Origin of the sequence: Streptomyces sp. R33 (assembly GCF_041200175.1) — a bacterium.
Taxonomy (GTDB): Bacteria; Actinomycetota; Actinomycetes; order Streptomycetales; family Streptomycetaceae; genus Streptomyces; species Streptomyces katrae_B.
On record NZ_CP165727.1, the window covers coordinates 841231 to 864470 of the forward strand.

The following is a 23240-nucleotide window of genomic DNA, read 5'->3' on the forward strand; positions in this document are numbered from 1 at the left end:
ACGACAGCCGCGCCCGTACGCCGCTTCCGCCACCGCACTTCCTTAGCAGCGTGATCCGCCCGGTTTGGAAGGATTCCCATGTCTGAGAACCATGATGCAAACGACGTAGACGCGAGGACGGAGGGCGGAGGCGGGTGCCCGGTCGCGCACGGGCGCGCCGCACACCCGACTCAGGGCGGCGGGAACCGCCAGTGGTGGCCCGAGCGGCTCAACCTCAAGATCCTCGCCAAGAACCCGGCCGTGGCCAACCCCCTCGGCGAGGAGTTCGACTACGCCGAGGCGTTCGGGACGCTCGACCTCCCCGCGGTGAAGCGGGACATAGCGGAGGTGCTGACCACCTCGCAGGACTGGTGGCCGGCCGACTTCGGGCACTACGGCCCGTTCATGATCCGGATGGCGTGGCACAGCGCCGGCACGTACCGGATCAGCGACGGCCGCGGCGGCGCCGGAGCGGGACAGCAGCGCTTCGCCCCGCTCAACAGCTGGCCGGACAACGGCAACCTCGACAAGGCCCGTCGCCTGCTGTGGCCCGTCAAGAAGAAGTACGGCCAGAGCCTCTCCTGGGCCGACCTCATGATCCTCACCGGCAACGTGGCCCTGGAGCAGATGGGCTTCGAGACCTTCGGCTTCGGCGGCGGCCGCGCGGACGTCTGGGAGCCCGACGAGGACGTGTACTGGGGTCCCGAGACCACCTGGCTCGGCGACGAGCGCTACACGGGCGACCGTGAGCTGGAGAGCCCCCTCGGCGCGGTCCAGATGGGCCTCATCTACGTCAACCCGGAGGGGCCGAACGGAAACCCCGACCCGCTCGCCGCGGCCCGCGACATCCGCGAGACGTTCCGCCGGATGGCGATGAACGACGAGGAGACGGTCGCCCTGATCGCGGGCGGCCACACCTTCGGCAAGACCCACGGTGCGGGCCCCGCGGACAACGTCGGCGCCGACCCCGAGGGCGCTCCGATCGAGGCTCAGGGCCTGGGCTGGAGCAACAGCTTCGGCACCGGCAAGGGCGCCGACGCGATCACCAGCGGCCTCGAAGGCATCTGGACCAACACCCCCACCACGTGGGACAACAGCTTCTTCGAGATCCTCTTCGGCTACGAGTGGGAGCTGTTCGAGAGCCCGGCCGGCGCACACCAGTGGCGTCCGAAGGCGGGCGCCGGAGCGGGCACCGTCCCCGACGCCCACGACGCGTCGAAGAGCCACGCGCCGACGATGCTGACGACGGACCTCTCCCTCCGCTTCGACCCGGCGTACGAGCCCATCTCGCGGCGCTTCCTGGAGAACCCCGCGGAGTTCGCGGACGCCTTCGCCCGCGCCTGGTTCAAGCTGACCCACCGCGACATGGGCCCGATCGTGCGCTACCTCGGCCCGGAGGTCCCGTCCGAGACCCTGCTCTGGCAGGACCCCCTCCCGGCCGTGACGCACGCGCTCGTCGACGCCGAGGACATCGCCTCCCTCAAGAGCAGGATCCTCGCCTCGGACCTGTCGGTGTCCCAGCTCGTCTCCACTGCGTGGGCGTCGGCCTCGTCCTTCCGCGGCAGCGACAAGCGCGGCGGCGCCAACGGCGCACGCATCCGCCTCCAGCCCCAGAGCGGGTGGGAGGTCAACGAGCCCGACCAGCTGACGACGGTCCTGCGCACCCTGGAGGGCGTCCGGCATTCCTTCAACTCGGCCCGGACCGACGGGAAGCAGGTCTCGCTCGCCGACCTGATCGTGCTCGCCGGCGGTGCGGGCGTCGAGCAGGCCGCGAAGAACGCCGGCTTCGACGTGGAGGTCCCCTTCACCCCGGGCCGTGCGGACGCCTCGCAGGAGCAGACCGACGTGGAGTCGTTCGCGGCGCTCGAGCCGGTCGCCGACGGCTTCCGCAACTACCTGGGGAAGGGCAACCGGCTGCCGGCCGAGTACCTGCTGCTCGACCGGGCGAACCTGCTGACGCTGAGCGCCCCCGAGATGACGGTCCTCGTCGGTGGGCTCCGCGTCCTGGGCGCGAACCACCAGCAGTCGTCGCACGGCGTGCTCACCACGACCCCCGAGTCGCTGACGAACGACTTCTTCGCCAACCTGCTCGACCTGGGCACCACGTGGACGGCGACCTCCGAGGACGCGAACACGTTCGAGGGCCGCGACGCCACCACGGGCGAGGTGAAGTGGACCGGAACCCGCGCCGACCTCGTCTTCGGCTCGAACTCCGAGCTGCGTGCGCTCGCCGAGGTCTACGCGAGCGATGACGCGAAGGAGAAGTTCGTGAAGGACTTCGTCGCCGCCTGGGACAAGGTCATGAACCTCGACCGGTTCGACCTCGTCTGATTCGTGACGTCCGGGCCGGTCTGCCCTCACCGGCCGACCGGCCCGGGCGTCCCCTTCCTTTTCACCCCTGCGGGCCTCCGTCGCCCGTCGCCGTGCCCCTGCGCCGATCGTGGCGCGCACGCGCCAGGTGGTGCGCGTGGCGCAGCAGTTCACGCAGGGCCGTATCCGTGCGCCGGCCCGGATTCACCACGGCAAGCCAGCCGAGAGAGCCGTAGACCGGGTGCGCCAGCACGGTGTCCCCGGCGCCGGGGTCGCCGCCGGCGGCCGGATCGCGCGGCGCGCGGCCCGTCCGGCGGATGAACTCCTCCCTCCCGGCGGCGACGTTGACACGGAACGTGTCCGGCCGGTCCAGGCGCGACGCCGCGTCGCCCGGGTGGTCCTTCGTCACGATCGTCGCGAAGGGCTGGGCCGCTGTCGGGACGACGCCGTCGGGCGCGTGGTAGAAGAACGTGTCGCCCCAGCCGATTTCGGGCGATCCGTCGCCGGGCCCCGGCCTGACGGCCAGTACTCCCTCGAGGGCGCTCACGAAGTCGGTGATCTCGTCGATGGTCATGTCCGCAAGCGTTTCATTAAAGTGCTTGTGGAGACTTCGGCCGCAGTACGCGGGAGAAAATCGGTGCCAACCCTCAAATCGTCGGTACTGCGGACGGTCGACGTCGCGCGGCGGGCCGGCTACTCCGTTCAGCAGATCCGCAACCTCGAGCGCGACGGCGTGGTGCCGCCCGCGGCGCGCACCGCTGCGGGCTACCGGGTCTACGGCGAGGTCCACCTGAACTCCGTACTGGCCTACCGGGCGCTGGCAGCCGGTACGGGCCCGGTGGAGGCCAAGCGGATCGTGCGCGCCGTTCACGAGGGCCCGACCGCTCGGCTGCTCGCCCTCCTCGACGCGGTTCACGCCCGGCTCGACCGGGAGCGTACGGATCTGGGGCTCGCCAGGGAGGCCGCCCGGGCGATCTCGGCCGAGCCGGTCTGCGGCGTACGCCCGGCGGACGCGATGGGCGTGTCCGAACTCGCAGCGGCCCTCGGGGTCCGCGCCTCGACCTTGCGGCACTGGGACGCGGAGGGGCTCGTCATCCCCGACAGGCTCTCCGGACGGGGGACGCGACGCTACTCACCGGCGCAGGTCCGCGATGCCAGGATCGTCCACCAGCTGCGCGGCGCCGGGTACCGCATCGATCCGCTCCGCGCCCTGATGCCCCAGCTGCGGCGCGGGCACCGGTGGGAGACCGTGGAGACGGCGCTGGCGGCCCGCGAGACGAGCATCGAGCTGCGCTCCCGTGCACTTCTCGACGCCGCTGCCGCCCTCCGGGCCGTCATCGACCTCGCGGACCGGGCCGTCCCGGACCGGCCGACTTCGGCGTAACGCATCCGCGCGCCGTACGCCGTACCGGGAATTTGCCGTGCGGCGGGGTGAAGATGTCGGTGTCCGGGCCTCGAGTCGCCCTACCGGACCGCGGCCGGCGTGGCGGGCCGGGACATCGAGCGCCAAGCCCGCCCCGGCGACAGCACCGCCCCCTGGCCCGTGAACGAGCATGAGAGAGGGGTGTTTCAGGTGACCCGGAGCGAGTCGGCCGGGCCTCTGGACGGGCCGGAGGCTGCGATGCTGGACGCCCTGTTCAGCCAGTCCCCCGTGGGCTTGCACCTGCTGGACACCGATCTCCGCGTCCTGCGCGTCAACACCGCCACGCCCGCCATGCAGGACCTGCGCATGGAAGACGTCGTCGGGCGCCGTTTCGACGAGGCCTACGGGGTCGTGGACGCCGACGAGGCCGTGGACCTCGCGCGTGGAGTGCTGGACAGTGGTGTGGCCGTGGTCGGGCACGTCCTACGGGCCCGCCGCCGTGCGCGACCCGACAAGGAGCACTTCTACGAGGTCTCCGTCTTCCGCCTCGAGTCGCCGTCCGGGGAGGTGCTCGGCCTCGCGGTGGCCGTGGTCGAGGTCACCGAGCGGGAGAAGGGGCGTGCCCGCGCGGAGGTGCTGCGCATCGCCCGTGAGCGGGTGGGGCGAACCCTCGACGTGACGGCCACCTGCCAGGAACTCGTGGACGTGGTGGTACCGCGGGTGGCCGACGTCGCGGTCGTGGAGGTGGTGGACGCCGTACTGCGCGGGGACGAGCCCCCGCTCGCCCCCCTCCCCCTCGAGGTGCCGCTGCGCCGCGCCGCCTTCCGCAACAGCGGGAGCAACCCCGGCGCCGGCACCGCCGAGGAGCCGCAGGCGCATCCGCTGGGCGACGTACGCGCCCTGCCCGCCCCCACGCCCTACACGCAGGCCCTCTCCGACCTGCGGGCCCGCGCGGTAGCCCTGAACGGCGGCCTCCCGTGGCTCGCGGCGGATCCGGACCGCGCGGAGGCGATCCGTGCAGCGGGGGCGCATCACCTCATCACGGCTCCACTGACCGTACGGGACACCGTGCTGGGCCTGATCAGCCTGTACCGGACGCAACAGCCCGATCCCTACGACGAACAGGACGTCGGTCTCGTGCTCCAGCTGGCAGACCACACGGCGCTGTGCATCGACAACGCCCGCCGCTACACGCGCGAGCACACCATCGCCGCGACCGTCCAGCGGCAGCTCCTCCCGCGCCGCCCGGCTTCGCACACGGCGCTGGAGACGGCGTACCTGCTGCTGCCTTCCGACAGGGGGGTGGAGTGGTACGACACCATCCCGTTGTCCGGAGCCCGTACGGCACTGGTCGTCGGCGGCGTTCTCGGCCAGGGGCTCCACTCCGCGGGTGTCATGGGGCAGCTGCGCACGGTGGTCCGCTCCCTGGCCGCGTTCGACATGGAACCCGACGAGCTCCTCGCCCGGCTGAACGACACGGCGACGTTCCTGGCAGCCGAGCGTGCTGACCTGCCGACCGCCGACCCGGTGCACCGCGAGGCCTTCGCCGCGCGCTGCACGTACGCCGTCTACGACCCGCTGACCCGGACCTGCACGGTCGCGGGAGCCGGCGCCCCGAACCTCGTCGTCGTCCACCCGGACGGAAGTTCCGAGGTCCCCGACGTGCCGTCCGGGTCCCTGCTGGGGAGCGCCGAGGCAACGCCCTTTGCCGCGACGGCCTTCGAGATCCCCGAGGGCGCTCTGCTGATCCTCTCCGACACGCCGGCCCCGGCCCTGGAGCCGACCGCCGACGGGGACGTCTTGCGCCGTCTGCTCGCGCAGGCCGACCGCTCCCTGGAGGACCTGCGCGACGACATCCTGTACGCGTTCGCGGGCGGTGCCCCGCCCGGCCCGGCCGCGCTCCTGCTCGCCCGCACGCGCTCCTTCCCCGCCGACCGGGTGGCCGTCTGGCAGCTCCCGGACGCCCCGACGGCCGCCGCCACCGCCAGACGGCTGGTCCGCAGTCAGCTCGTCGACTGGAACGTGGAGGAGGAGACGGCCTTCGACACCGAGGTCATCGTCAGCGAGCTCGTCACCAACGCCGTCCGGTACGGAAGCCCGCCGCTGGAGCTGCGCGTCATCAACGACCGCGTCCTCACCTGCGAGGTACGTGACAGCAGCCCGTCGGCTCCGCACCTGCGCCACGCCGGTGTGGTCGACGAGGGCGGCCGCGGGCTGTTCATCATCGCCCAGCTCGCTCAGGCCTGGGGCACCCGGTACACCCCCGCCGGCAAGACCATCTGGACCGAGCAGACTCTGCGGTAACCTCCCTCACGGGTCCGGCCTCCCGCTCGCCCGCCCGCCTGGTACCGCCTCGCCCCGATTGTCCGCCGGGCCCGACGGACCCCGTGGATTCGCGGCGGTCAAACAGGGCCACCCCCGTGATCAAGGCTCTGCGGCTGTGTACTCTGAGCGAGCTTTCGAACCTGTTCAAGCGTGAACCGAAATGGGGGGCCGGTGCGCAATCGCCGACTCGTAATGTCCGCTGCCGTCGTGGCAGCCAGTGTGGGTCTCATACCGGGGGTGGCCCAGGCCGGGCCGGCCACGCCGGGCACCGCGGGCACGCACGGGGTGACCGTGCCCGACGCGGACCTGAACAAGGCCGCGGCGTCGAACTTCACCACCTTCAAGAGCCCTGCCGAGCAGACGGTCCAGACCTCGTCCGCCGCCAAGGCGAACGGCAAGGCCGCCGCCTCGCCGCAGGCGGAGGGCGTCACCGCGTCGGAGCCGACGGTCGGCCTGATCGCCAAGGGCACCAGCGCGCGCGGGATCAGCCTGGACGTCGCCGTCACGAGCGACCCGGGCACCGCGCTCTCGGTCAACGTCGCCTGGGGTGACGGCACCAGCGTGACGTTCGGCGCCAACGGGCCGACCAACTCGACCGAGACGCACTCCTACTCGGAGATCGGCTCGTACACCATCAAGGTCACGCTGTCGGACGGTTCGGGCGAGCGGGCCGTCAACCAGCTGCAGGTCGTGACGCCGGGCTCCGACTTCACCCCGTACGCGCCCACCCGTCTGCTGGACACCCGCGACGGCACGGGTGCGCCGAAGGGCAAGGTCGCTCCGTACGCAACCACGCGGGTCAAGATCTCCGGCAACGGCGCGATCCCCGCGGGTGTCACGGCCGTGGTCCTCAACGTCACCGCGACCAACACCACCAGCGGCGGCCACGTCACGGTCTTCCCCGAGGGCAGCGACCGTCCGACCACGTCGAACGTGAACTTCTCGGCCGGCCAGACCGTCCCGAACCTGGTGATCGTTCCGGTCAACAAGAACGGCTACGTCGACCTCTACAACGGCGGCTGGGAGCCGGTCGACCTGATCGCCGACATCACCGGCTACTTCACCCGCACCTCCTCCAGCGGCTACACCCCGCTGTCCCCCTCGCGCTTCCTCGACACCCGCGAGGGACTCGGACAGGTCGCCGGCCAGGGCACCATCGGCGTCCAGATCACCGGCAAGGGCGGCATCCCGTACGGCGCCACGGCCGTGGCGCTGAACGTGACCGTCACCAACCCGCGCGATGACGGCCACCTGACGGTCTTCCCGAGCGGCGGGTCGGTCCCGACCACGTCCAACCTGAACTTCCGCGGCGGCCAGACCGTCGCCAACTCGGTCATCGTGCCGGTGGGCCCCGACGGCTCGATCAAGGTCCGCAACGGCGCCTGGAAGGGCACCGACGTCATCGTCGACGTGGTCGGCTACTACAGCCCGGACAGCCAGGGCGCCTACCTGCCGTTCCTGCCGGAGCGGCTGCTCGACACCCGCGACCCCGCGGACTGGCCGTACGGCCAGCTGGAGGGCCAGGGCTACATCTACATGCCGCTGTCCACCACGCGCCCGAGCAACACGGCGTACGTGCTGAACACCACGGTCACCAACCCCCGGGGCGACGGTTACCTCACGGTGTCCCCGGACCCGAACAGCCTGTACGACTACGACAACGGCTGGGAGATCTGGCCGACGCCGCCCAACTCCTCCAACCTGAACTGGAAGAAGGGCAACACCGTCCCGAACCTGGTCCAGGCGGGCATGGGCAACAACGGCATCGTCGACTTCTGGAACCGTGGCTGGGACCCCATCGACCTCGTGGTCGACATCTTCGGCGTCTACCAGACGAACTGATCCGGGGGAACCGATCCGCCGGCAGGTGTGAACGACAGTGCCCCGGGAGAAAGCCATCGGCCGCCTCCTGGGGCACTGCGCATGCTCGTCCCGGACGCGTCCGGCCAGACCGGCGCCATCACCGGGGCGCAAGCTCAGCGCCACAACTCACCTGCACGCGGGCGGTGTTGTCGAGTCCGCCGACCGGGGGCCGGCCCTTGGAGTCGACGAAAGACCCGCCCCTATGATGGGCCAATGGCATCGATCAAGCAGTTCCAAGTCACCTTCGACTGCGCAGAACCTGCGCGCGTCGCTCGCTTCTGGTCCGAGGTGTTGGGGTACGTCGCACCGCCGCCGGAGGGGTTCGCCACTTGGGAAGACTTCGATCGCGCCGTGCCGCCTGAGCAGCCGGGTCCGGAGTTCGCATCATGCGCCGACCCCACAGGCGTGGGCCCCCGGCTGTTCTTCCAGCGCGTTCCCGAGGGCAAGGTCGTCAAGAACCGGGTGCATCTTGACGTGCGGGTCGGCACGGGGCTCGTGGGTGAAGAGCGCCTTGCCGCACTCGAGGCCGCCTGCGCACGACTGATCCCGCTCGGCGCGGTACGCGGGCAGCTGCTGCTTGCCGATGGCGTCAACGAGTCGTGCCTCGTGATGCAGGACATCGAGGGCAACGAGTTCTGCCTCGACTGAGCGGCGGCGAACGCCGTCCCACGGCACCAACTCTCTGATCCAGAACCACCCTTCGGCGCCCACGAGCAGGTACCGGTACGGGGTGGCGACGACCATGTCAACGACATCGCCGACGAGTGGCCGAGGGTGATCCGGACAGCGCCGGGCACCCTCGGCCGCCCCATCTTCCGATCCGGCCGTCGTCCGTGCCCCCCTGGGCATCGCACGGAGAAAGGCTGGGCTTTGCCCGCGCTTTAGGCGCACGGCGCGCACGGGACCGCGCACCCGGCCCGTGGCGCCGGCGGTGCTCCGCGTCATCCGCCGGTCGTCGAACCCGAGGGAGCGGGCGCATGCGCGGGTCGGCTCCGCCGCGCTCGCGAAGCCACGGGAGTCCTCGCGAAGTGGCGGGCCAGGGCCAGGGCGGCGAGCAGCGCCACGAGCAAGCACACGCCCCACCACCCGGCCCGGCCGTAGATGCGTACTCCGAGCCAGGAACCCGCGCTGCCACCCAGGTAGACGCAGGTCATGTACGCGGTGTTCAGCCTGCCGCGGGCCTCGGGGCGCACGGCGAAGACCCGCGCCTGATTGGCGACCATGCCGGACTGCATCGCCAGGTCGAGCAGGAGCGTGCCGATCGCCAGGGCGGTGAACCCCGCCGCCCCGCCCGAGGCGCCGGCTGCGAGCACCACGGCGGAGAGGAGCACCCCGAGCAGGCAGACGAGGTTCACCGGGCCGGGCCCCCTGCGGTCCACCAAGCGTCCGGCGAGCGGCGTACAGAGCATGGTGGCGGCGCCGACCAGGGCGAGCATCCCGACCGCCTGACTGCCCAAGCCGTAGGCCGGGCCGGTGAGAAGGAGCGCCAGACAGGTCCACACGGCCGAGAACCCGGCGAAGACCGAGGCCTGGTAGACGCAGGAGCGGCGCAGCTCGGGCTCGGCGCGCAACAGACGCAGCGGCTCGGTCAGCAGTGTCCGGTACGGCTCGCGCGAGGGCGCGGCCGCGGCCGGTACCGTGGAGCCGAGGACGGCCGCCAGCAGCAGGACGACCATCCCGGCCACCAGGTAGGGGGCCCGCCAGCCCAGCCATTCGCCGAGCGTCCCGCTGAACGTGCGGGCCAGCAGCATGCCGCCGATGGAGCCGCTCAGCAACGTGCCCATCACCGCCCCGCGGCGGTCGGCTGCCACGAGCCCGGCTGCCAGCGGGGCGATGACCTGCGCGGCCACGGTGGTGACCCCGATGAGACCGCTGGCGGCGGCGAGGAGCGCCAGGGTGGGTGCACAACCCGCGGCGAGCAGGCCCAGGCCGGTGAGGGCGAGCAGGATGACGAGGAACGGGCGGTACGCAAGCCGGTCGGCCAGCGGCACCAGCAGGAAGATGCCGGCCGTGTAGCCGACTTGAGTGGCGGTCACCACGATGGAGGCGGCATCGGGAGAGGTGTGCAGACCTGCGGCGATCAGCGGGACGATCGCCTGCGGGAAGTAGAGGTTGCCCACGGCGACGGCGCAGGTCAGGGACAGGATCAGAACCATCCTGCGGTTCATGTCAGTCCACCGGCCCGTCGTCGGGCGCGGCTGTGCACCGTGCAGGAGTCGTGTGTGTCATGTGCGGAAGTCCACGGCACCCGCGTTCCGCTGCCAATTGATGTAGCGTCCCGCTTAATGATCAGCTTCGTGCTCGGTGTCGAGGACCTCGCGGACACCCGGTTCGCGCTCTCGCCCTTGAGCGAAACCATCTTCAGTCTGCGCGTGCTGCGCGACCCGGGCCTGTCGGCGGTGCACCTGCCGTGGCGCAGGTCCGTCCTCGGCCGGCTCGACGGGCTCGACACCGGCCTGCTGATGTCCCTGGTGGCGCAGCGGCTCACCCTTCCCGACTTCCTGACGCCGCGGCCGACGAGCTTCTCCCCCTCCTTCGAGGAGGAACTGGCCGTCGTCCGCGCGGCCTCCCCGGACCTGGTGCGCCGCGACCTGTCGGCCGCCCACGCACCGGATCCGCTGCCCGAGGCCCTGCGCGGTGCCATGGCCACGGACGATGCCCAGGTCCTCGAAGTCCGCGACGCCATCTGTGAGCTCTTGCAGCGGTACTGGGAGATCGCCGTCGAGCCGATGTGGCCCCGGATGCGGCTGCTGCTCGAAGCCGACATGACCTACCGGGCCCGGCAGTTGGCCATGGGCGGCGCCCGCCTGCTGTTCGCCGGCATGCATCCGAACCTGAGCTGGCAGGACGGAGTGCTGCACATCGACAAGATGATCAGCAGGCACCAGGTCGCCGCGTCCGGGCGAGGGCTGCTGCTCGTGCCTTCCGTGTTCGCCCACAAGCCCGCACCCCCGGTCAGCCCCGAGGAACCACCGCTGCTGATGTACCCCAGCCGTGGGGTGGCGACGATGTGGGCCCCGGCGCCGGCGGCCGACGCGCCCGCTCTCGTGGCGCTGCTCGGCGCGCCCCGGGCCCGGCTGCTCGGCCTCCTCACCGAGCCGCTGCCCACGGTCGAGATCGCGCGCCGCTTCCGGGTCACCCCGAGCGCCGTGTCCCAGCACCTGCGCGTCCTGCACGCCACGGGCCTGGTCACCCGGGCCCGTGACGGACGGCAGGTGTTGTACCGACGCAGCCCGCTGGGCGACCAGTTGGCCGGCCCGCATTCCTGATCGCCCCCGCCGGCCCCGCTCCCCGTGGCGCGCTGCTACCAGGGCAGTTCCCGCACCTGCTGTACGCACAGCACCACGAACAGCAGCCCGGCTGCCGCCAGCATCGCGTTGCTCAGCAGGCCGTTGCGCCAACCGGCCGGAGTACGCGAGCTGTTGAGCAGCCACAGCAGGGTGAGGGCCAGGAACGGCATGAAGAACGCGCCGATGACCCCGTAGACGATGACGAGCCCGAACGGCTGGTCGAGGAAGAGCAGGCTGATCGGCGGGAAAGTCAGCCAGAGCAGGTAGCCCCGGAACGGCAGGGACTTCTCGCGGCTCGTCCCGTCCGGGAGGAGGGCCGGGCGGTACTTCGTGACGAAGTCGGCGAACATCAGGCTCACGCCGTGCCACACGCCGATCAGCGAGGTGAAGGACGTCGCGAAGAAGCCGACCAGGAAGAGCTTGGCGGTCGGTGTTCCGTAGCGGTCCGCGAGGATGCCGGTGAGGTCGAGCAGCCCCCGGTCGCCCTTCGCGATCGCCACGCCGGAGGAGTGCAGCAGCTCGGCACCGACGAAGAGCATGGCCACGACGAAGATGCCGGTGGTGACGTAGGCGACCCGGTTGTCCAGGCGCATCACCTTCATCCAGCCCGCGTCGGTCCAGCCCTTGGCGTTGACCCAGTAGCCGTAGGCTGCCAGGGTGATCGTGCCGCCGACACCGCCGATGAGACCGAGCGTGTAGATCAGCGAACCGTCCGGGAGGACAGGCGCGAGGCCGGCGAAGGCGGCGCCGAGGTGCGGCGTGACCCGGACCGCGAGATACACGGTGACGAGGAACATGACGCCGACCAGCACCGTCATGACCTTCTCGAAGACGGCGTACCGGTTGAACCACACGAACACCAGACCCACCAGGCCACACAGGACGGCCCAGGCCTTCAGGTCCATGGTGTCCGGGAAGAGCGCGGCGAGCGGCAGGGCGCTCGAGGACATCGCGGCGGCGCCGTAGACGAAGCCCCAGACGACGACGTACCCGGCGAAGTACACCGTGGTCCAGGATCCGAGGCTGCGCCAGCCGTCGAAGAGCGTGCGTCCGGTGGCGAGGTGCCAGCGGCCGGCGGCTTCCGCGAGGGAGATCTTGACGAGGCAGCCGATCACCGCCGCCCACAGCAGGGTGTAGCCGAACTTGCCGCCCGCAACGAGCGTGGCCACGAGGTCGCCGGCTCCCACGCCGGTCGCGGCGACCACGATGCCGGGGCCGATGTAGCGCCAGTTCGCCTTGCGCGGGGCACTGTTCCCACTCTCCCCCGTGCCGGTCTGCAGGGTCTCCGCCATACGTCTGCCGCCTTCCCGTTCGCACCTGCGGTGGCCCGGTCACCCAAGCGGCTCGGCGGCCGCCGCGCAAGAGGCCCTCCCTGGTCACCCAACACAGGCGGCCGCGGGCCCCCGGACAGCGCACGCGCCTCGCGCAGCGACGCCGGGTGCACGACGATGGGCGGTATGGCCCAGGACAGTGCCGGCGGCGCAGCGGGTGCAGAAATCCCGGACGCGGAGCTCAAACACAACGCGATCGGTTTCCTCGACGCGCTCGTCATCGGCCTGAACTCCACCTCGCCCGCCTACTCACTGGCCGCTGTCATCGGGCCGATCGTGGCGCTGGCCGGGATCTACGCGCCCGGCGTGATGCTGGCGTCGTTCGTTCCGATGCTGCTGATCGCCGCCGCCTTCTACTACCTCAACAAGGTCGACCAGGACTGCGGGACCACGTTCTCCTGGGTGACACGGGCCATGGGCCCCTGGGCGGGCTGGCTCGGCGGCTGGGCGATCACGATGACCGGCGTCCTGGTCATCGGCTCGCTGGCCGACGTCGCCGTCAACTTCGGCCTGCTCGCCGTCGGCCTCGATTCCTGGGCCGACAACACGGTGATCCGGCAGACCCTCGCCGTCGTGGTGATCCTCGCCATGACCGCCATCTGTGTCATCGGCACCGAGCTGTCGGCCCACCTCCAGGACATCCTGATCCTCGCCCAGGTCTTCTTCCTCCTGGCCTTCTCGGTGGTGGCCCTCTACCGCGTCTACGCCGACACCAGCACCCTCGACTCCATCGAGCCGTCCCTCAGCTGGCTCAACCCCTTCGGCGCGGGCGGCAGCGCCCTCACCGGCGGGCTGCTGCTCGGCGTGTTCATCTACTGGGGCTGGGAGTCCGCGGTGAACCTCACCGAAGAGGTGAAGGACTCCGCCACGGCGCCGGGCAGGGCCGGGATCTGGTCGACCGTGGTCCTGTTGGTGACCTACCTGTCCGTGGGCTTCGCCATCGTCGGCTACGCCGGAACCGCCTTCCTCGCCGAGAACGCGGACGAGGAGGAGGCCATCTTCGCCGTGCTCGCGCACGAGGTGATGGGCGGCTGGGACTGGGTGGTGCTCCTCGCCGTCTGCACGTCCGCGCTCGCCTCGACCCAGACGACGATCATCCCGGCCTCCCGGACGGCCTTGTCGATGGCCCGGCGGCACGCGCTGCCGCCGGACCTCGCACACATCCACCCGCGGTTCCGGACCCCGGACGTGAGCACGTGGTGGGTCGCCGGCATCGCCATCGCCTGGTACCTCATCGTCAACCAGATCAGCGAGAACGCCCTCCTGGACTCGCTGACGGCGCTCTCCCTGCTCATCGCCTTCTACTACGCGCTGACGGGGGTGGCGTGCGCCGTCTACTACCGCCGCCACCTGCTGGAGAACCTGCACAACTTCCTGCTCATCGGCCTCGGGCCGCTGATCGGCGCAGGTCTGCTGGCCTGGCTGCTGGAGGAGTCGATCGACGACATGTCGAATCCGGAGAACTCGGCCAGCGGGGATTCCTGGTTCGGCCTCGGCCCACCGCTCGTGATCGGGATCGGGATCGCCGTGGTCGGCGTGCTGATCATGTGCTTCTGGCGGGTACGGGACGGCAGGTTCTGGCAGGAGCGGCGGGGCGTGGTCGATCCGGAGCTCGTCCACGGCAGGAAGCAGTAGCCCCGCGGTCGGGAAGGAGTACCTGATGTCCGTGGTCCTGGGGTACGACGAGTCACCCGGCGCGGAACGGGCCCTGCAGGTGGCCCTCGAGGTGGCCACCGCCTTCGGCGAACCGCTCGTCCTCGTCTACGGTGCCGCCGCGCCCGGCGCCGCCGGGGAGGAGTACGTGGCGCACCGGGAGGCGATCCGGCAGGTGGGGCGCAGCGCCCTCGCGCGGGCCGTCGAGGCCGCCGACGAGGCGGGCGTCCCGTCGACGGTCGAAGTGGTCGACGAGAAACCGGCCCAGGCCCTGCTCGACGCCGCGGAGCGGCACCGTGCGCGGGTCATCATCGTCGGCAGCTGGGGGGACAGCCCGATCCGCGGCGCCCTGCTGGGCTCCACCCCGCACAAACTGCTGCACCTGTCGCCGGTCCCGGTGCTGTGCGTGCCGACGCGGGGCGACACCGAGGAGTAGGCGCACGGGGCGGCGCGTCACAGGGCCCTGTGCCTGACCTACATCCCGTTCGGCTGGAGCACGGAGAGGATGTTCCCGGCCGGGTCCTTGAACCATGCGATCGCGGGGCCGGGCGTCTCCCGGGCGATTCCCTTGGCGTCCTGGTCGAACGCCTCGTACCGCTCGAACGTCACGCCGCGGGACGCCAGTTCATCGACGGCCTGGTCGATGTCGTCCACGGGGAAGTTCAAAACCGTGAAGGTCGCGGCCTCGTGATTCTCCTTCGGGTACAGCATGACATCGGTGTTCCCCGCAAGGTGCAGGGTCAACAGGCCGTTCTCCTCGGACACCCGCAGTCCGAGCGTCTCGCCGTAGAAGCCCTTGGCGCCCTCGATGTCGTCCACCGAGTAGCCGCTGAATCCCTTGCTGTCTCCCAGCATGGTGGTCGCCCTCCGTTCGCCGCAGCTCATCCGGCATCGGCCCCCTGGCTCCAGTGTCCCTCCGGTCGCCCCAGGCCGCCCGGCGGCCCGAGGCGACCGGGAGCGGGCGGCTCGCCCCGGTCACTCCTGCGCCCCCGGCAACTCCGCCAGCCGGTCAGCGGCCGCATCGGCGTTGTGGCGCGCCGCACCCGCCGCGCGGGCGGCGTCCCTGACCGGGCCGGTGGCCTCGGCCAGGGCGCGCCGTGCTTCGGTCCGTCCGGTCCGCGCCCCGCGCAGCTGCCGTTCCAGCTCGGCGACCCGGGCATCGGCTTCGGCCAGCGCCTGTTCGTGGTCGCGCTGCCCCCGTTCGGCCTCGCGCAGCTCCGCCTCCCGTGCCGTGGCCTCGGCCCCGGTCTCCTCGGCCTTGCGGCGGGCCTGTTCGTGCCGGGCCCGGCGCTGCTCCGCCGCGCGGGAGGGCTTCGGCGTCGACTTCGGCTTCGGCTTCGGCTTCGGCTTCGGCTTCGGCTTCGGCGGGGCTTCGGTCCGGGTGACGGCGGGCTGCAGGCGTACGGGGGCCGTGGCGGGAAGGCCCGTGAAACCGACCGGCGGGGTCAGCGCAGTGGCCAGGCGTCCGCTCGACCACTGCTCGGCGGCGTCCGGATCGGCGAGCGCGGCGTGGAGGGTCTGCTCCACCTCGTGCGCGACGCTCTCGCTGACCGCCTGGCCCTCCGCCTCGGCCAGTTGCCGGGCGGTGCGCGCCAGTGCGGCGACCACCACGTGCCGCTGATGGGACAGGTCCTTCAGCTGGGTGCCGTCCAGCGACCGGTGGGCCCGGCGCAGCGCTGCGCCGAGCTCGAGGAAGGCGGCCACCTCCTTCGGGCGCCGCCGCACCAGCAGGTTCGAGGCGAACGCCGCCCGTGTGGGGCGCCGCAGCCCCGCGATGGCCCTGGCCGCCTGCGCCTGCCCGTCCTTCCGGGCCTTGGCCGCCCGCTCGTCCCGGACCTCGGTGAACCGGGCCGGGACCAGCCCGTACAGCTCGTCGGCCACCGCATCCACATCAGCATCGACGTCCACGACATCCACCATGACGCACACCGGGTCCTGCGGCGTTACGGGCGCCGCCCGGCCAGTACGTCGCGCAGTCGGCGGGCTTCCCGTACCGACTGCGCCGAGCCCGGCCGCGCAGCCAGCGCATCGACCTCGGCGACGGAGCCACGCGCGGCGCAGCCCTGCGCACAGTCCGCGGCCAACGCCAGCAGCGGCACGTACGGCCGGGCCACGGCTCCCGACTGCACCGCCGCCAGCAGCCCGGGCAGCATCGCAGCCAGCACGGGCCACACCGCGCCGGCACCGGCACCGGCACCGGCGGCGCGGGCCAGCGACTCCGTCACCACCGGCAGCCGCAGGGTGCCCAGCAGCACCAGCCGGGCCAGCTCACCGCCCAGCAGCACGCCCTCCAGGCCGCCCTGCGCGGCCAGGACCAGCAAGGCCTCGACGGCCGCCTCCCGGTCGGCGTCGGGGCGCGCGCCGAGCCCGTACGCCAGGGCCAGATGGACGGCGGGTCCGGCCGGGCCCGGGCTCTGCGCCAGCGCGGGCAGGAACTCGGGGCTGCCCGCCCCGTCCTGGTCGGCCGTGGCCGCGACCTCCGTCAACAGCCGGGCCGCCACGATCTCGGGATGCCACGGCAGTGCGGCGGCGGCATGCCGCTCCCGGTGCCCCAGCAGCAGATGGTTGCAGCCGATCAGCGGCTCGAAGCCCCGGAACAGCGACCAGAACCCCCGGGGGAAGTCACCCCGCCCGTCCAGGGGTTCGGTCCCGACGAGGACCCGGCGCCCCACCCGGGCCCCGTACCGGCGGCTCGGCCGCTGCGGCGCACCCGGCTCCCGCACCACGGCCGCACCCGGCTGCGGCAGCCCGCCCGCGCGCAGCCATGCGGCGATGCGCGGGCCCTCGGGCAGCGCCAGCTCGGCCGCCGCGCGCACGACGTCCTCGTCGGCGGGGCCGCCACAGCAGCGCAGCAGCGCCTGCCCCAGGTCGGCGGGCCCCGGCCGGGCGCCTTCCTGCTCGTACTCGGTGAGCCGCATGACCAGGTCGTACGGGTCCACGGCGCCGTCGGCCCGGCTCGGCGTGGCCAGCAGCATCGGCACGGTCTCGCCGTGCCGCAGCCACCCGCAGATCTCCGCGATCCGTGCGCCGACCACGTGGAGGACCGCCTCGTGCTGGCAGGTCTCCAGCCATGACCCGGCCTCACGCCGGTCCGCCACCGCCCGCTCCTCGACCGGCTCTGCGGCGCACCGTACGACGGCCAGCAGCCGCGCGGCGGCGCGCACCCGCGGCTGATGCACACCACCCCAGCGCTCCACGACCGGGCGCAGCGCCTCTGCGAGCGCTGCTCGATCCCGTCCGGCCCACCGGACCACGGCATCGAGCAGCGCTTCGTACGCCGTCACGGTTCCGCCGTCCCCGTCGATCAGCTCCGCGGCCGATCCCGCCACCACGGCGAGCGGCGCGGGTACGGCTTCCTCGGCCACGTGCCCCACCTGTTCCCCTTCCCCCTGTCCGCCCGGACCTCGGCCGGCGCGCGAGGATAACAAGCCCGGCAGGGTGTGGAAGCGGAGCAGGAACCGGCCTGCGGCAGGCGGTCCGTGCCGCCAGGAGCCCCCGCCCACGACGCCCCCAGTGGCCGCCCCGGCGCGGCGCCTCCGGTGCGGGAAGATCGCCTCATGGACGATTTCGTACGCTTCACCCGCACCTGGCACGTCTGGGCCAGCAAGGGATACGACACCGCTTGGGGGGAGTTCGAGGGAGACCGGCTCCACGCGCGTGGCCGGGCAATCGCCCTGGAGGGCGGCCCCTACTGGGTCGGCTACCGGCTCGAGACCGGGCCGCGCTTCGTCACCCGTTCGCTGCACGTCAGCGTGGAGGGGCCGGGCCATGCGAAGCGCGAACTCGCGCTGTGCCGCGACGACGAAGGGCGGTGGACGGTCGACGGGCAGGCGCGTGCCGAGTTCGACGGCGCCCTCGACTGCGACCTCGGTCTCTGCCCCCTGACCAACACCATGCCCGTACGCCGCCACGGGCTCCACCTCGCCGGTGAACAGGTCCCCGAGCAGCAGTTCCTGATGGCCTGGGTGGCCGTACCGGAACTGACCGTAACCCCGTCCACGCAGACGTACACCCCGCTCGGCGGTCACCGGGTGCGGTACACCTCCGACGGCTTCCGCAGTGACGTGGAGTTCGACAGCACCGGACTCGTCCTCGACTACCCGGGGCTGGCCACCACCCACCTGGGTGACGACGGCACATACCGCGACAACGGAAGCTGACGTCGAGCGGCGCGGGCGTCCGCCGCCGGGCTCGGCGAGTCCGGCGGCGGACCGGTTCAGGCGAGGGAGATCTTGTCGCCCTCCACCGATATCTTCGCCGCCGCCAGCGGACGGGTGGCGGGGCCGCCGGCGACCGTGCCGTCCGCGATCTTGAAGAGGCTCTGGTGGCAGGGGCAGACGATGTTTCCGTCCTTCACCGTCGCGACCGAGCAGCCCTGATGCGTACAAGTCGCCGAGAAGGCCTTGAACTGACCCGCCATCGGCTGGGTGACCACCACCTTCTGGTCCTTGAACACCTTGCCGCCGCCGACCGGGATCTCCGACGTCTGCGCGAGCGCCTGCCCGCCTCCTGCGCCGCCGCCGCTGCCACCGCCCGCCGAGGGTGCGGCGGCCGGCGCGTTGTCGGCTGCCGCCTCCGACCCGCCGTCGTTGCCGCAGCCGCTCAGGACGGTGCCTGCCAGCGTGGCGGCGCCCGCCGCGAGAACCGTGCGCCGACGCGTGGTGTCACCCATGGCCGTATCTCCTTCTCGTACCGGAAGCGGACCGGAGCATCCCTTGCCACTCCAGCCTCAGCAGGAACACGCAGGGAAGCGGCGGGCGGTTCAACGCGTCCCTCACGAATTTCCGGGCGAACCGGAGCCCGGGTTCCTGCGTGTCCAGGGTGTGACTACGACATCCTCCGACCTGCGCACCCGAGCGGCCGAGTACGCACTCCTGCCGCTGCGTCTCTTCCTCGGCATCACCTTCGTCTACGCCGGTCTGGACAAGCTGACCGACGCGGCATTCCTGTCCGCTGCCGGTGACGGCTCGATCGGACAGCAGATGGAAGCGGTACGGGACTCGGCCGCCCTGCCCGGACTGATCGAACTCTCCTCGCAGAACCCGGTGGGTTTCGGCATCGCGATGGCCCTCGGTGAACTGGCCGTCGGGCTGGGGGCCCTGGCGGGGCTGCTGACCCGGGTCGCCGCCCTCGGCGGCGCCCTGATCTCGCTGAGCCTGTGGCTGACCATCAGCTGGCCGACCACCCCGTACTACTACGGCAACGACCTGGCGTACCTGATGGCCTGGACGCCGCTGATCCTCGCGGGAGCCCCTGCGCTCTCGCTCGACGCGCTGCTGCACCGTCGGCGGCGCCGGCCGGCGTCGGCGCACGCGAGGTCCGGACGGAACCCGGCCACCGCCGTCCCGTCCTGAACCACCGGGAACCCCACTCAGGTCAGGCTCCGTCAAGCCCCTTGCCGCGGCGCGGCGGTGCGGCGTCGAGCAGGGCCCATACCCGGCGCCCGTCGGGCCCGACGTCGCTGCCGCAGCTGACGACCGTACGCAAGGCTGCGAGTTCGGTGAGGACGGCGCCCGCGTCGGGAGCGGAGCCGGCGACGTGGCTGAGGGCGACGGCGAGGATGCGGTGGTCCTGATCGGCGAGGTGGACGCTGATCCGTTTGCCGCCGTCGGCGACCGCCGCGTCGACGAGACGCCGTACGGCGGCTTCGAGATCCGGCTCGTCGAGGTGTGCGTACCCCCAGGACCGGACCGTGGCCGTTGCCCGGGCACCGGCTTTCCCCGCGGCCCACGGGTCCGCGCGGAACGCCAGCCCGGCGGTCTGCCGGTTGCGGATCTCCATCCGCGGGCGGGCCCGGTCCGGTGACGCGTTCGACCCGCCCGCCTCAGCCGGTGTCGTAGTCATGTGAACACGCTACGCGCACGGACGGACTCTCCGAAAGGCCCGCAGGACCAGCGGGGTTGGCGGACGGCGGAGCCGCGGCCGCACGCACAGGGGTACGGCCGCACCTCGATCAGCCCAGCGTCACGGTGACCAGCGCCGCGGTGACGGTGATCGCCGCGCAGGTCAGCAGTAACGGCCGCCCGGTCGTCAGTACCCACCTGATACCGCTGCACCGGGCGGTGTCCGCTGCCGGGTCGTCCCGTAAGGCCGGGCCGTCGACGCCCGCCGCCGGGCGCCCGGGGGCGGCGGCATCACGCAGGAGGGCGCACTGGCTGCACTCCTCCGCACCGTGGAGGGACGAGTCGGAGTCGATCCAGTACGCGCCGTTGAGCTCTGCGAAAGACACATCGGGGGACACGACTGGACGCGTAGAAGCTTCCATGTCCGCCAAACGGACCGCCTGCGGCGAAAGCAACGGTGAGCACCGCATCCGAGACCGGATCGTCACCGGAACTGCGCCGGTCCGGCGCCTCGGAGTGATGTCCGGATCCTGCAGATGCCCGTCATTGCAGACGCATGGGCCCGGCCCGGATATTGGGGTCATGAACTCCCGCCCGCACTCCCCCCTCTCCGGCCCCCACGTGGTCGTGTTCGCGATGTTCCCCGGGATCGACGCGCTCGACGTGACGGGTCCGGCGGAGGTCTTCGCCATGACGAACCTCGTGCTGGGGGCCGGGCACCCGGGTCCCGCTCGCGGCTACGAGGTGCACCTGGCCGGTGAGAGGCGCGGTCCGGTGGAGACTTCCGCCGGAGTACGCCTGCACGTGGAGGAACTGTTCTGCGAGCAGGGAACGATCGACACGCTGGTGGTGCCGGGCCGGATCCGGATCGGTGCCGAGGGTCCCGAGCCGCATGTCGACCCCGCGGTGGTGGCCTGGCTCCGCGAGGCCGGACCGGCCGCGGGCCGGGTCGCTTCGGTGTGCGTGGGCGCGCAGGTGACCGCCGCCGCCGGTCTGCTCGACGGCCACCGGGCGACCACCCACTGGGCCACCGCCGATCGGTTCGCCGCGGACCACCCCGCCGTCGAGGTCGACCCCGATCCCATCTTCGTCCGCTCGGGCCGGATGTGGACGAGCGCCGGCATCACCTCGTCCATGGACCTCGCCCTGGCACTCGTGGCCGAGGACCACGGGGACGAGGTCGCCCTCGAAGTCGCCCGCATCATGGTCATGTACCTCCAGCGGCCGGGCGGCCAGAGCCAGTTCAGCGTGCCCCTTGCCCACCCGGCCGGCAGCCGCGCCGATCTGCGCGAACTGAGGCGGTGGATCGGCGAGCACCTCGACGCCGACCTGTCCGTGCCTGCGCTCGCCGCACGGATGTCCATGAGCGAGCGGCATTTCGCCCGGGTGTTCCGGGCCGAGACCGGCAGCACGCCCGGCGCCTACGTGGAGAGGATGCGGCTGGAGGCGGCGCGCCGGCTCCTGGAACGCACCTCACGCCTCGCGCCCGACATCGCCCGCGCCTGCGGGTTCGGCTCGGTCGAATCCCTGCACCGCGTCTTCCGCGACCGGCTGGACACCTCTCCGGGCGAGTACCGCAGCCGGTTCCGTACCGCCGCCTGAACCCCGACCCGCAACCACGCCGCGCCCGGGCACACCGGGTGCGGTGACGATCCCGCACGTCCTCACCCACCTTGGAGCCACCACCGTGAAGTTCTCCGCCACCCACATCGGCACCGCCACGGTCCTGCTGGAGATCGCAGGTCTGCGCCTGCTGACCGACCCGGTCTTCGACCCCGCGCCCGCCGAGTACCGCCACGATCCGGTCGTCCTGCGCAGCACGGCCGGCCCGGCGGTCGCCCTCGCGGACCTGCCGCCGATCGACGCCGTGCTCCTCAGCCACGACGACCACCCCGACAACCTGGACGCCGCCGGCCGCACCCTGCTCGCCGGACGGCCCGTCCTGACCACGCAGAGCGGCGCGGGCCGCCTCGGCGGCCAGGCGGTGGGCCTGGCGCCGTGGGCCACGTACGAGCTCACCGTGCGCGGCACGACCCTGCGCATCACCGCCACCCCCGGGGTCCACGGGCCGGTCGGTGACGTCATCGGCTTCGTCATCGAGGCCGAGGGGGACGAGGAGGGCCAGGGCGAGGGCGAGGCCGTGTACCTCTCCGGCGACACCGTCTACGTGGACGAACTCGACGCGATAGCCGACCGGTTCAGCATCGGCACCGCCTTCCTCCATCTCGGCGCCGCCCGGATCGCCGCCTTCGGCGACGGCCGGCTCATCACCATGGACGCGGCCCAGGGCGCGGCCCTGACCCGCTCGCTGGGCGCCCGTACGGCCGTCCCCGTCCACTACGCGTCGTGGGAGCACTTCAGCGAGGACCGGGCCGGGATCACGGCCGCCTTCGCCGCGGCCGGCGTCGGCGACCGCCTCCGCTGGCTCACGCCCGGTGCTCGCGAGACCCTCGGCTGAGGTGGCGAGGGCGCGGGGGCGGCCGGTCAGGCGGCCTGGAGAGCCGCGGCGCCGAAGGACACGTTGAAGCGGTCGCACCAGATGGTGACGCTCGAGTAGTCGGCGAGGTTCACGTCGGCCGGGATCTCGTAGTTCTGGTCGCCCTTGTTGCCCTTGAGCTTGCCCAGGCTCACGTACTTGCCGTCGTCGAAGACGAACCAGCCGTCCGCGCCCTCCTTCACCGGCGCGTCGGTCAGCCACACGCGCAGGTCGGGGCCACTGCTGGTGTCGAGGTTCTCGAGCCGGAGCGTGCGCGAGCCGTCGGGCAGCCTGATGAGCTTCACCGTGCCGGTGGTGCTGTGCTCGTGGCTGATCAGGGAGCCCTGGGCGACGATCTTCGGCCCCGGCGCCGGAGCGGCTCCCGGCCGCGAGGGCCCCGGGGCGGTGGAGGCGGTGGGCAGCGCCTCGTTGACCGTGGAGTTCTGCCAGAGCTTCCACGGCTGGGCCCAGTACAGCCCGGCGCCCAGCACCAGCGCGGCCGCGACCAGCACCCAGGCCAGCAGCCGGCGGCGCCGCGGGCGCGTCCCCGACGCCGACCCTGTTGCGGCCCCGGCCCCGGCCCCCGTACCCGTACTCGTCATGACAGCCCCTCTTCGTCGATGCGTTCCTTGCCATTCAACGCGGGCGGGTGAGCCGAGCGCCAGGATTCCCTGATGACGGAAGTCTTACGTCCGCCGCAGGCCAGGCGGCTCGCTGCGGGTGGGGTGCATCTGGGTACACCCCACCCGGCAACCAGGTGCAGTGGCTGCGGCCTCGGCTGAAGGCATCGTCGACGGCGTACCAGTT

General features: G+C 72.1%; 22 protein-coding genes. 12 read left to right on the forward strand and 10 right to left on the reverse strand.

Annotated elements, in window-relative coordinates:
* The first annotated feature begins 78 nt into the window (after positions 1 to 78).
* Positions 79 to 2310, forward strand: a complete 2232-nt coding sequence (gene katG / locus AB5J51_RS04275) for a catalase/peroxidase HPI (protein WP_369776891.1) — start codon at positions 79 to 81, stop codon at positions 2308 to 2310.
* A 61-nt stretch (positions 2311 to 2371) separates the two neighbouring features.
* Here katG and AB5J51_RS04280 read toward each other — a convergent pair whose 3' ends face one another.
* Positions 2372 to 2863, reverse strand: coding sequence for a DUF6194 family protein (locus AB5J51_RS04280; protein WP_136227000.1), 492 nt, complete (start codon positions 2861 to 2863; stop codon positions 2372 to 2374).
* A 63-nt stretch (positions 2864 to 2926) separates the two neighbouring features.
* Here AB5J51_RS04280 and AB5J51_RS04285 point away from each other — a divergent pair, with 63 nt between their 5' ends.
* From AB5J51_RS04285 to AB5J51_RS04300, 4 genes are all read left to right on the forward strand, one after another.
* Entirely contained in the window at positions 2927 to 3673 is a 747-nt protein-coding gene (locus AB5J51_RS04285; protein ID WP_369776892.1) for a MerR family transcriptional regulator, read from the forward strand.
* A 189-nt stretch (positions 3674 to 3862) separates the two neighbouring features.
* Entirely contained in the window at positions 3863 to 5956 is a 2094-nt protein-coding gene (locus AB5J51_RS04290; RefSeq protein WP_346766499.1) for a SpoIIE family protein phosphatase, read from the forward strand.
* A gap of 228 nt (positions 5957 to 6184) precedes the next feature.
* On the forward strand, positions 6185 to 7819 hold the full coding sequence (locus AB5J51_RS04295) for a hypothetical protein (RefSeq protein WP_369776893.1): 1635 nt from the start codon (positions 6185 to 6187) through the stop codon (positions 7817 to 7819).
* 234 nt (positions 7820 to 8053) lie between these two features.
* Positions 8054 to 8488 (forward strand): VOC family protein, encoded by a 435-nt coding sequence (locus AB5J51_RS04300; protein WP_053789304.1) that lies wholly within the window; start codon positions 8054 to 8056, stop codon positions 8486 to 8488.
* A gap of 293 nt (positions 8489 to 8781) precedes the next feature.
* Here the strand turns inward: AB5J51_RS04300 and AB5J51_RS04305 are convergent, their stop codons facing one another.
* On the reverse strand, positions 8782 to 10008 hold the full coding sequence (locus tag AB5J51_RS04305) for an MFS transporter (RefSeq protein ID WP_053789303.1): 1227 nt from the start codon (positions 10006 to 10008) through the stop codon (positions 8782 to 8784).
* A 117-nt stretch (positions 10009 to 10125) separates the two neighbouring features.
* Here AB5J51_RS04305 and AB5J51_RS04310 point away from each other — a divergent pair, with 117 nt between their 5' ends.
* Positions 10126 to 11109, forward strand: coding sequence for a helix-turn-helix domain-containing protein (locus AB5J51_RS04310; RefSeq protein WP_136226998.1), 984 nt, complete (start codon positions 10126 to 10128; stop codon positions 11107 to 11109).
* 35 nt (positions 11110 to 11144) lie between these two features.
* Here AB5J51_RS04310 and AB5J51_RS04315 read toward each other — a convergent pair whose 3' ends face one another.
* Positions 11145 to 12422, reverse strand: coding sequence for an Nramp family divalent metal transporter (locus AB5J51_RS04315; protein ID WP_369776894.1), 1278 nt, complete (start codon positions 12420 to 12422; stop codon positions 11145 to 11147).
* 165 nt (positions 12423 to 12587) lie between these two features.
* Here AB5J51_RS04315 and AB5J51_RS04320 point away from each other — a divergent pair, with 165 nt between their 5' ends.
* Both AB5J51_RS04320 and AB5J51_RS04325 read left to right on the forward strand, forming a co-directional pair.
* Positions 12588 to 14096 (forward strand): APC family permease, encoded by a 1509-nt coding sequence (locus AB5J51_RS04320; RefSeq protein ID WP_136226996.1) that lies wholly within the window; start codon positions 12588 to 12590, stop codon positions 14094 to 14096.
* A gap of 25 nt (positions 14097 to 14121) precedes the next feature.
* On the forward strand, positions 14122 to 14550 hold the full coding sequence (locus AB5J51_RS04325; RefSeq protein WP_053789299.1) for a universal stress protein: 429 nt from the start codon (positions 14122 to 14124) through the stop codon (positions 14548 to 14550).
* 38 nt (positions 14551 to 14588) lie between these two features.
* Here AB5J51_RS04325 and AB5J51_RS04330 read toward each other — a convergent pair whose 3' ends face one another.
* From AB5J51_RS04330 to AB5J51_RS04340, 3 genes are all read right to left on the reverse strand, one after another.
* Entirely contained in the window at positions 14589 to 14969 is a 381-nt protein-coding gene (locus AB5J51_RS04330; protein ID WP_053789298.1) for a VOC family protein, read from the reverse strand.
* 120 nt (positions 14970 to 15089) lie between these two features.
* Positions 15090 to 16022, reverse strand: coding sequence for a hypothetical protein (locus tag AB5J51_RS04335; RefSeq protein WP_369776895.1), 933 nt, complete (start codon positions 16020 to 16022; stop codon positions 15090 to 15092).
* A 35-nt stretch (positions 16023 to 16057) separates the two neighbouring features.
* A complete protein-coding gene (locus AB5J51_RS04340; RefSeq protein ID WP_369776896.1) occupies positions 16058 to 17479 on the reverse strand; it encodes a DUF6493 family protein in 1422 nt (473 codons plus the stop codon).
* 192 nt (positions 17480 to 17671) lie between these two features.
* On the opposite strand from AB5J51_RS04340, the gene AB5J51_RS04345 reads away from it, so the two are divergent.
* The gene (locus tag AB5J51_RS04345) at positions 17672 to 18274 is read left to right on the forward strand and encodes a putative glycolipid-binding domain-containing protein (RefSeq protein ID WP_369776897.1); all 603 of its coding nucleotides are present in this window, start codon (positions 17672 to 17674) and stop codon (positions 18272 to 18274) included.
* A gap of 56 nt (positions 18275 to 18330) precedes the next feature.
* Here AB5J51_RS04345 and AB5J51_RS04350 read toward each other — a convergent pair whose 3' ends face one another.
* A complete protein-coding gene (locus AB5J51_RS04350) occupies positions 18331 to 18786 on the reverse strand; it encodes a Rieske (2Fe-2S) protein (protein ID WP_053789293.1) in 456 nt (151 codons plus the stop codon).
* A 151-nt stretch (positions 18787 to 18937) separates the two neighbouring features.
* Between AB5J51_RS04350 and AB5J51_RS04355 the strand changes: the two genes are divergently transcribed.
* Complete coding sequence (locus AB5J51_RS04355) at positions 18938 to 19468, forward strand: DoxX family protein (protein WP_240805637.1); 531 nt, start codon at positions 18938 to 18940, stop codon at positions 19466 to 19468.
* A 22-nt stretch (positions 19469 to 19490) separates the two neighbouring features.
* On the opposite strand, the gene AB5J51_RS04360 is transcribed toward AB5J51_RS04355, so the two are convergent.
* Positions 19491 to 19958 (reverse strand): hypothetical protein, encoded by a 468-nt coding sequence (locus tag AB5J51_RS04360; RefSeq protein WP_369776898.1) that lies wholly within the window; start codon positions 19956 to 19958, stop codon positions 19491 to 19493.
* Between the two features lie 109 nt (positions 19959 to 20067).
* Positions 20068 to 20355 (reverse strand): hypothetical protein, encoded by a 288-nt coding sequence (locus AB5J51_RS04365; RefSeq protein WP_369776899.1) that lies wholly within the window; start codon positions 20353 to 20355, stop codon positions 20068 to 20070.
* Between the two features lie 184 nt (positions 20356 to 20539).
* Between AB5J51_RS04365 and AB5J51_RS04370 the strand changes: the two genes are divergently transcribed.
* Both AB5J51_RS04370 and AB5J51_RS04375 read left to right on the forward strand, forming a co-directional pair.
* Positions 20540 to 21559, forward strand: a complete 1020-nt coding sequence (locus AB5J51_RS04370) for a GlxA family transcriptional regulator (RefSeq protein WP_369776900.1) — start codon at positions 20540 to 20542, stop codon at positions 21557 to 21559.
* A gap of 43 nt (positions 21560 to 21602) precedes the next feature.
* Positions 21603 to 22415 carry an MBL fold metallo-hydrolase gene (locus AB5J51_RS04375; RefSeq protein ID WP_234382631.1) on the forward strand — a complete coding sequence of 271 codons (813 nt, stop codon included), beginning with the start codon at positions 21603 to 21605 and terminating at the stop codon, positions 22413 to 22415.
* 26 nt (positions 22416 to 22441) lie between these two features.
* Here the strand turns inward: AB5J51_RS04375 and AB5J51_RS04380 are convergent, their stop codons facing one another.
* A complete protein-coding gene (locus AB5J51_RS04380; RefSeq protein ID WP_369776901.1) occupies positions 22442 to 23035 on the reverse strand; it encodes a DM13 domain-containing protein in 594 nt (197 codons plus the stop codon).
* Positions 23036 to 23240: the final 205 nt, after the last annotated feature.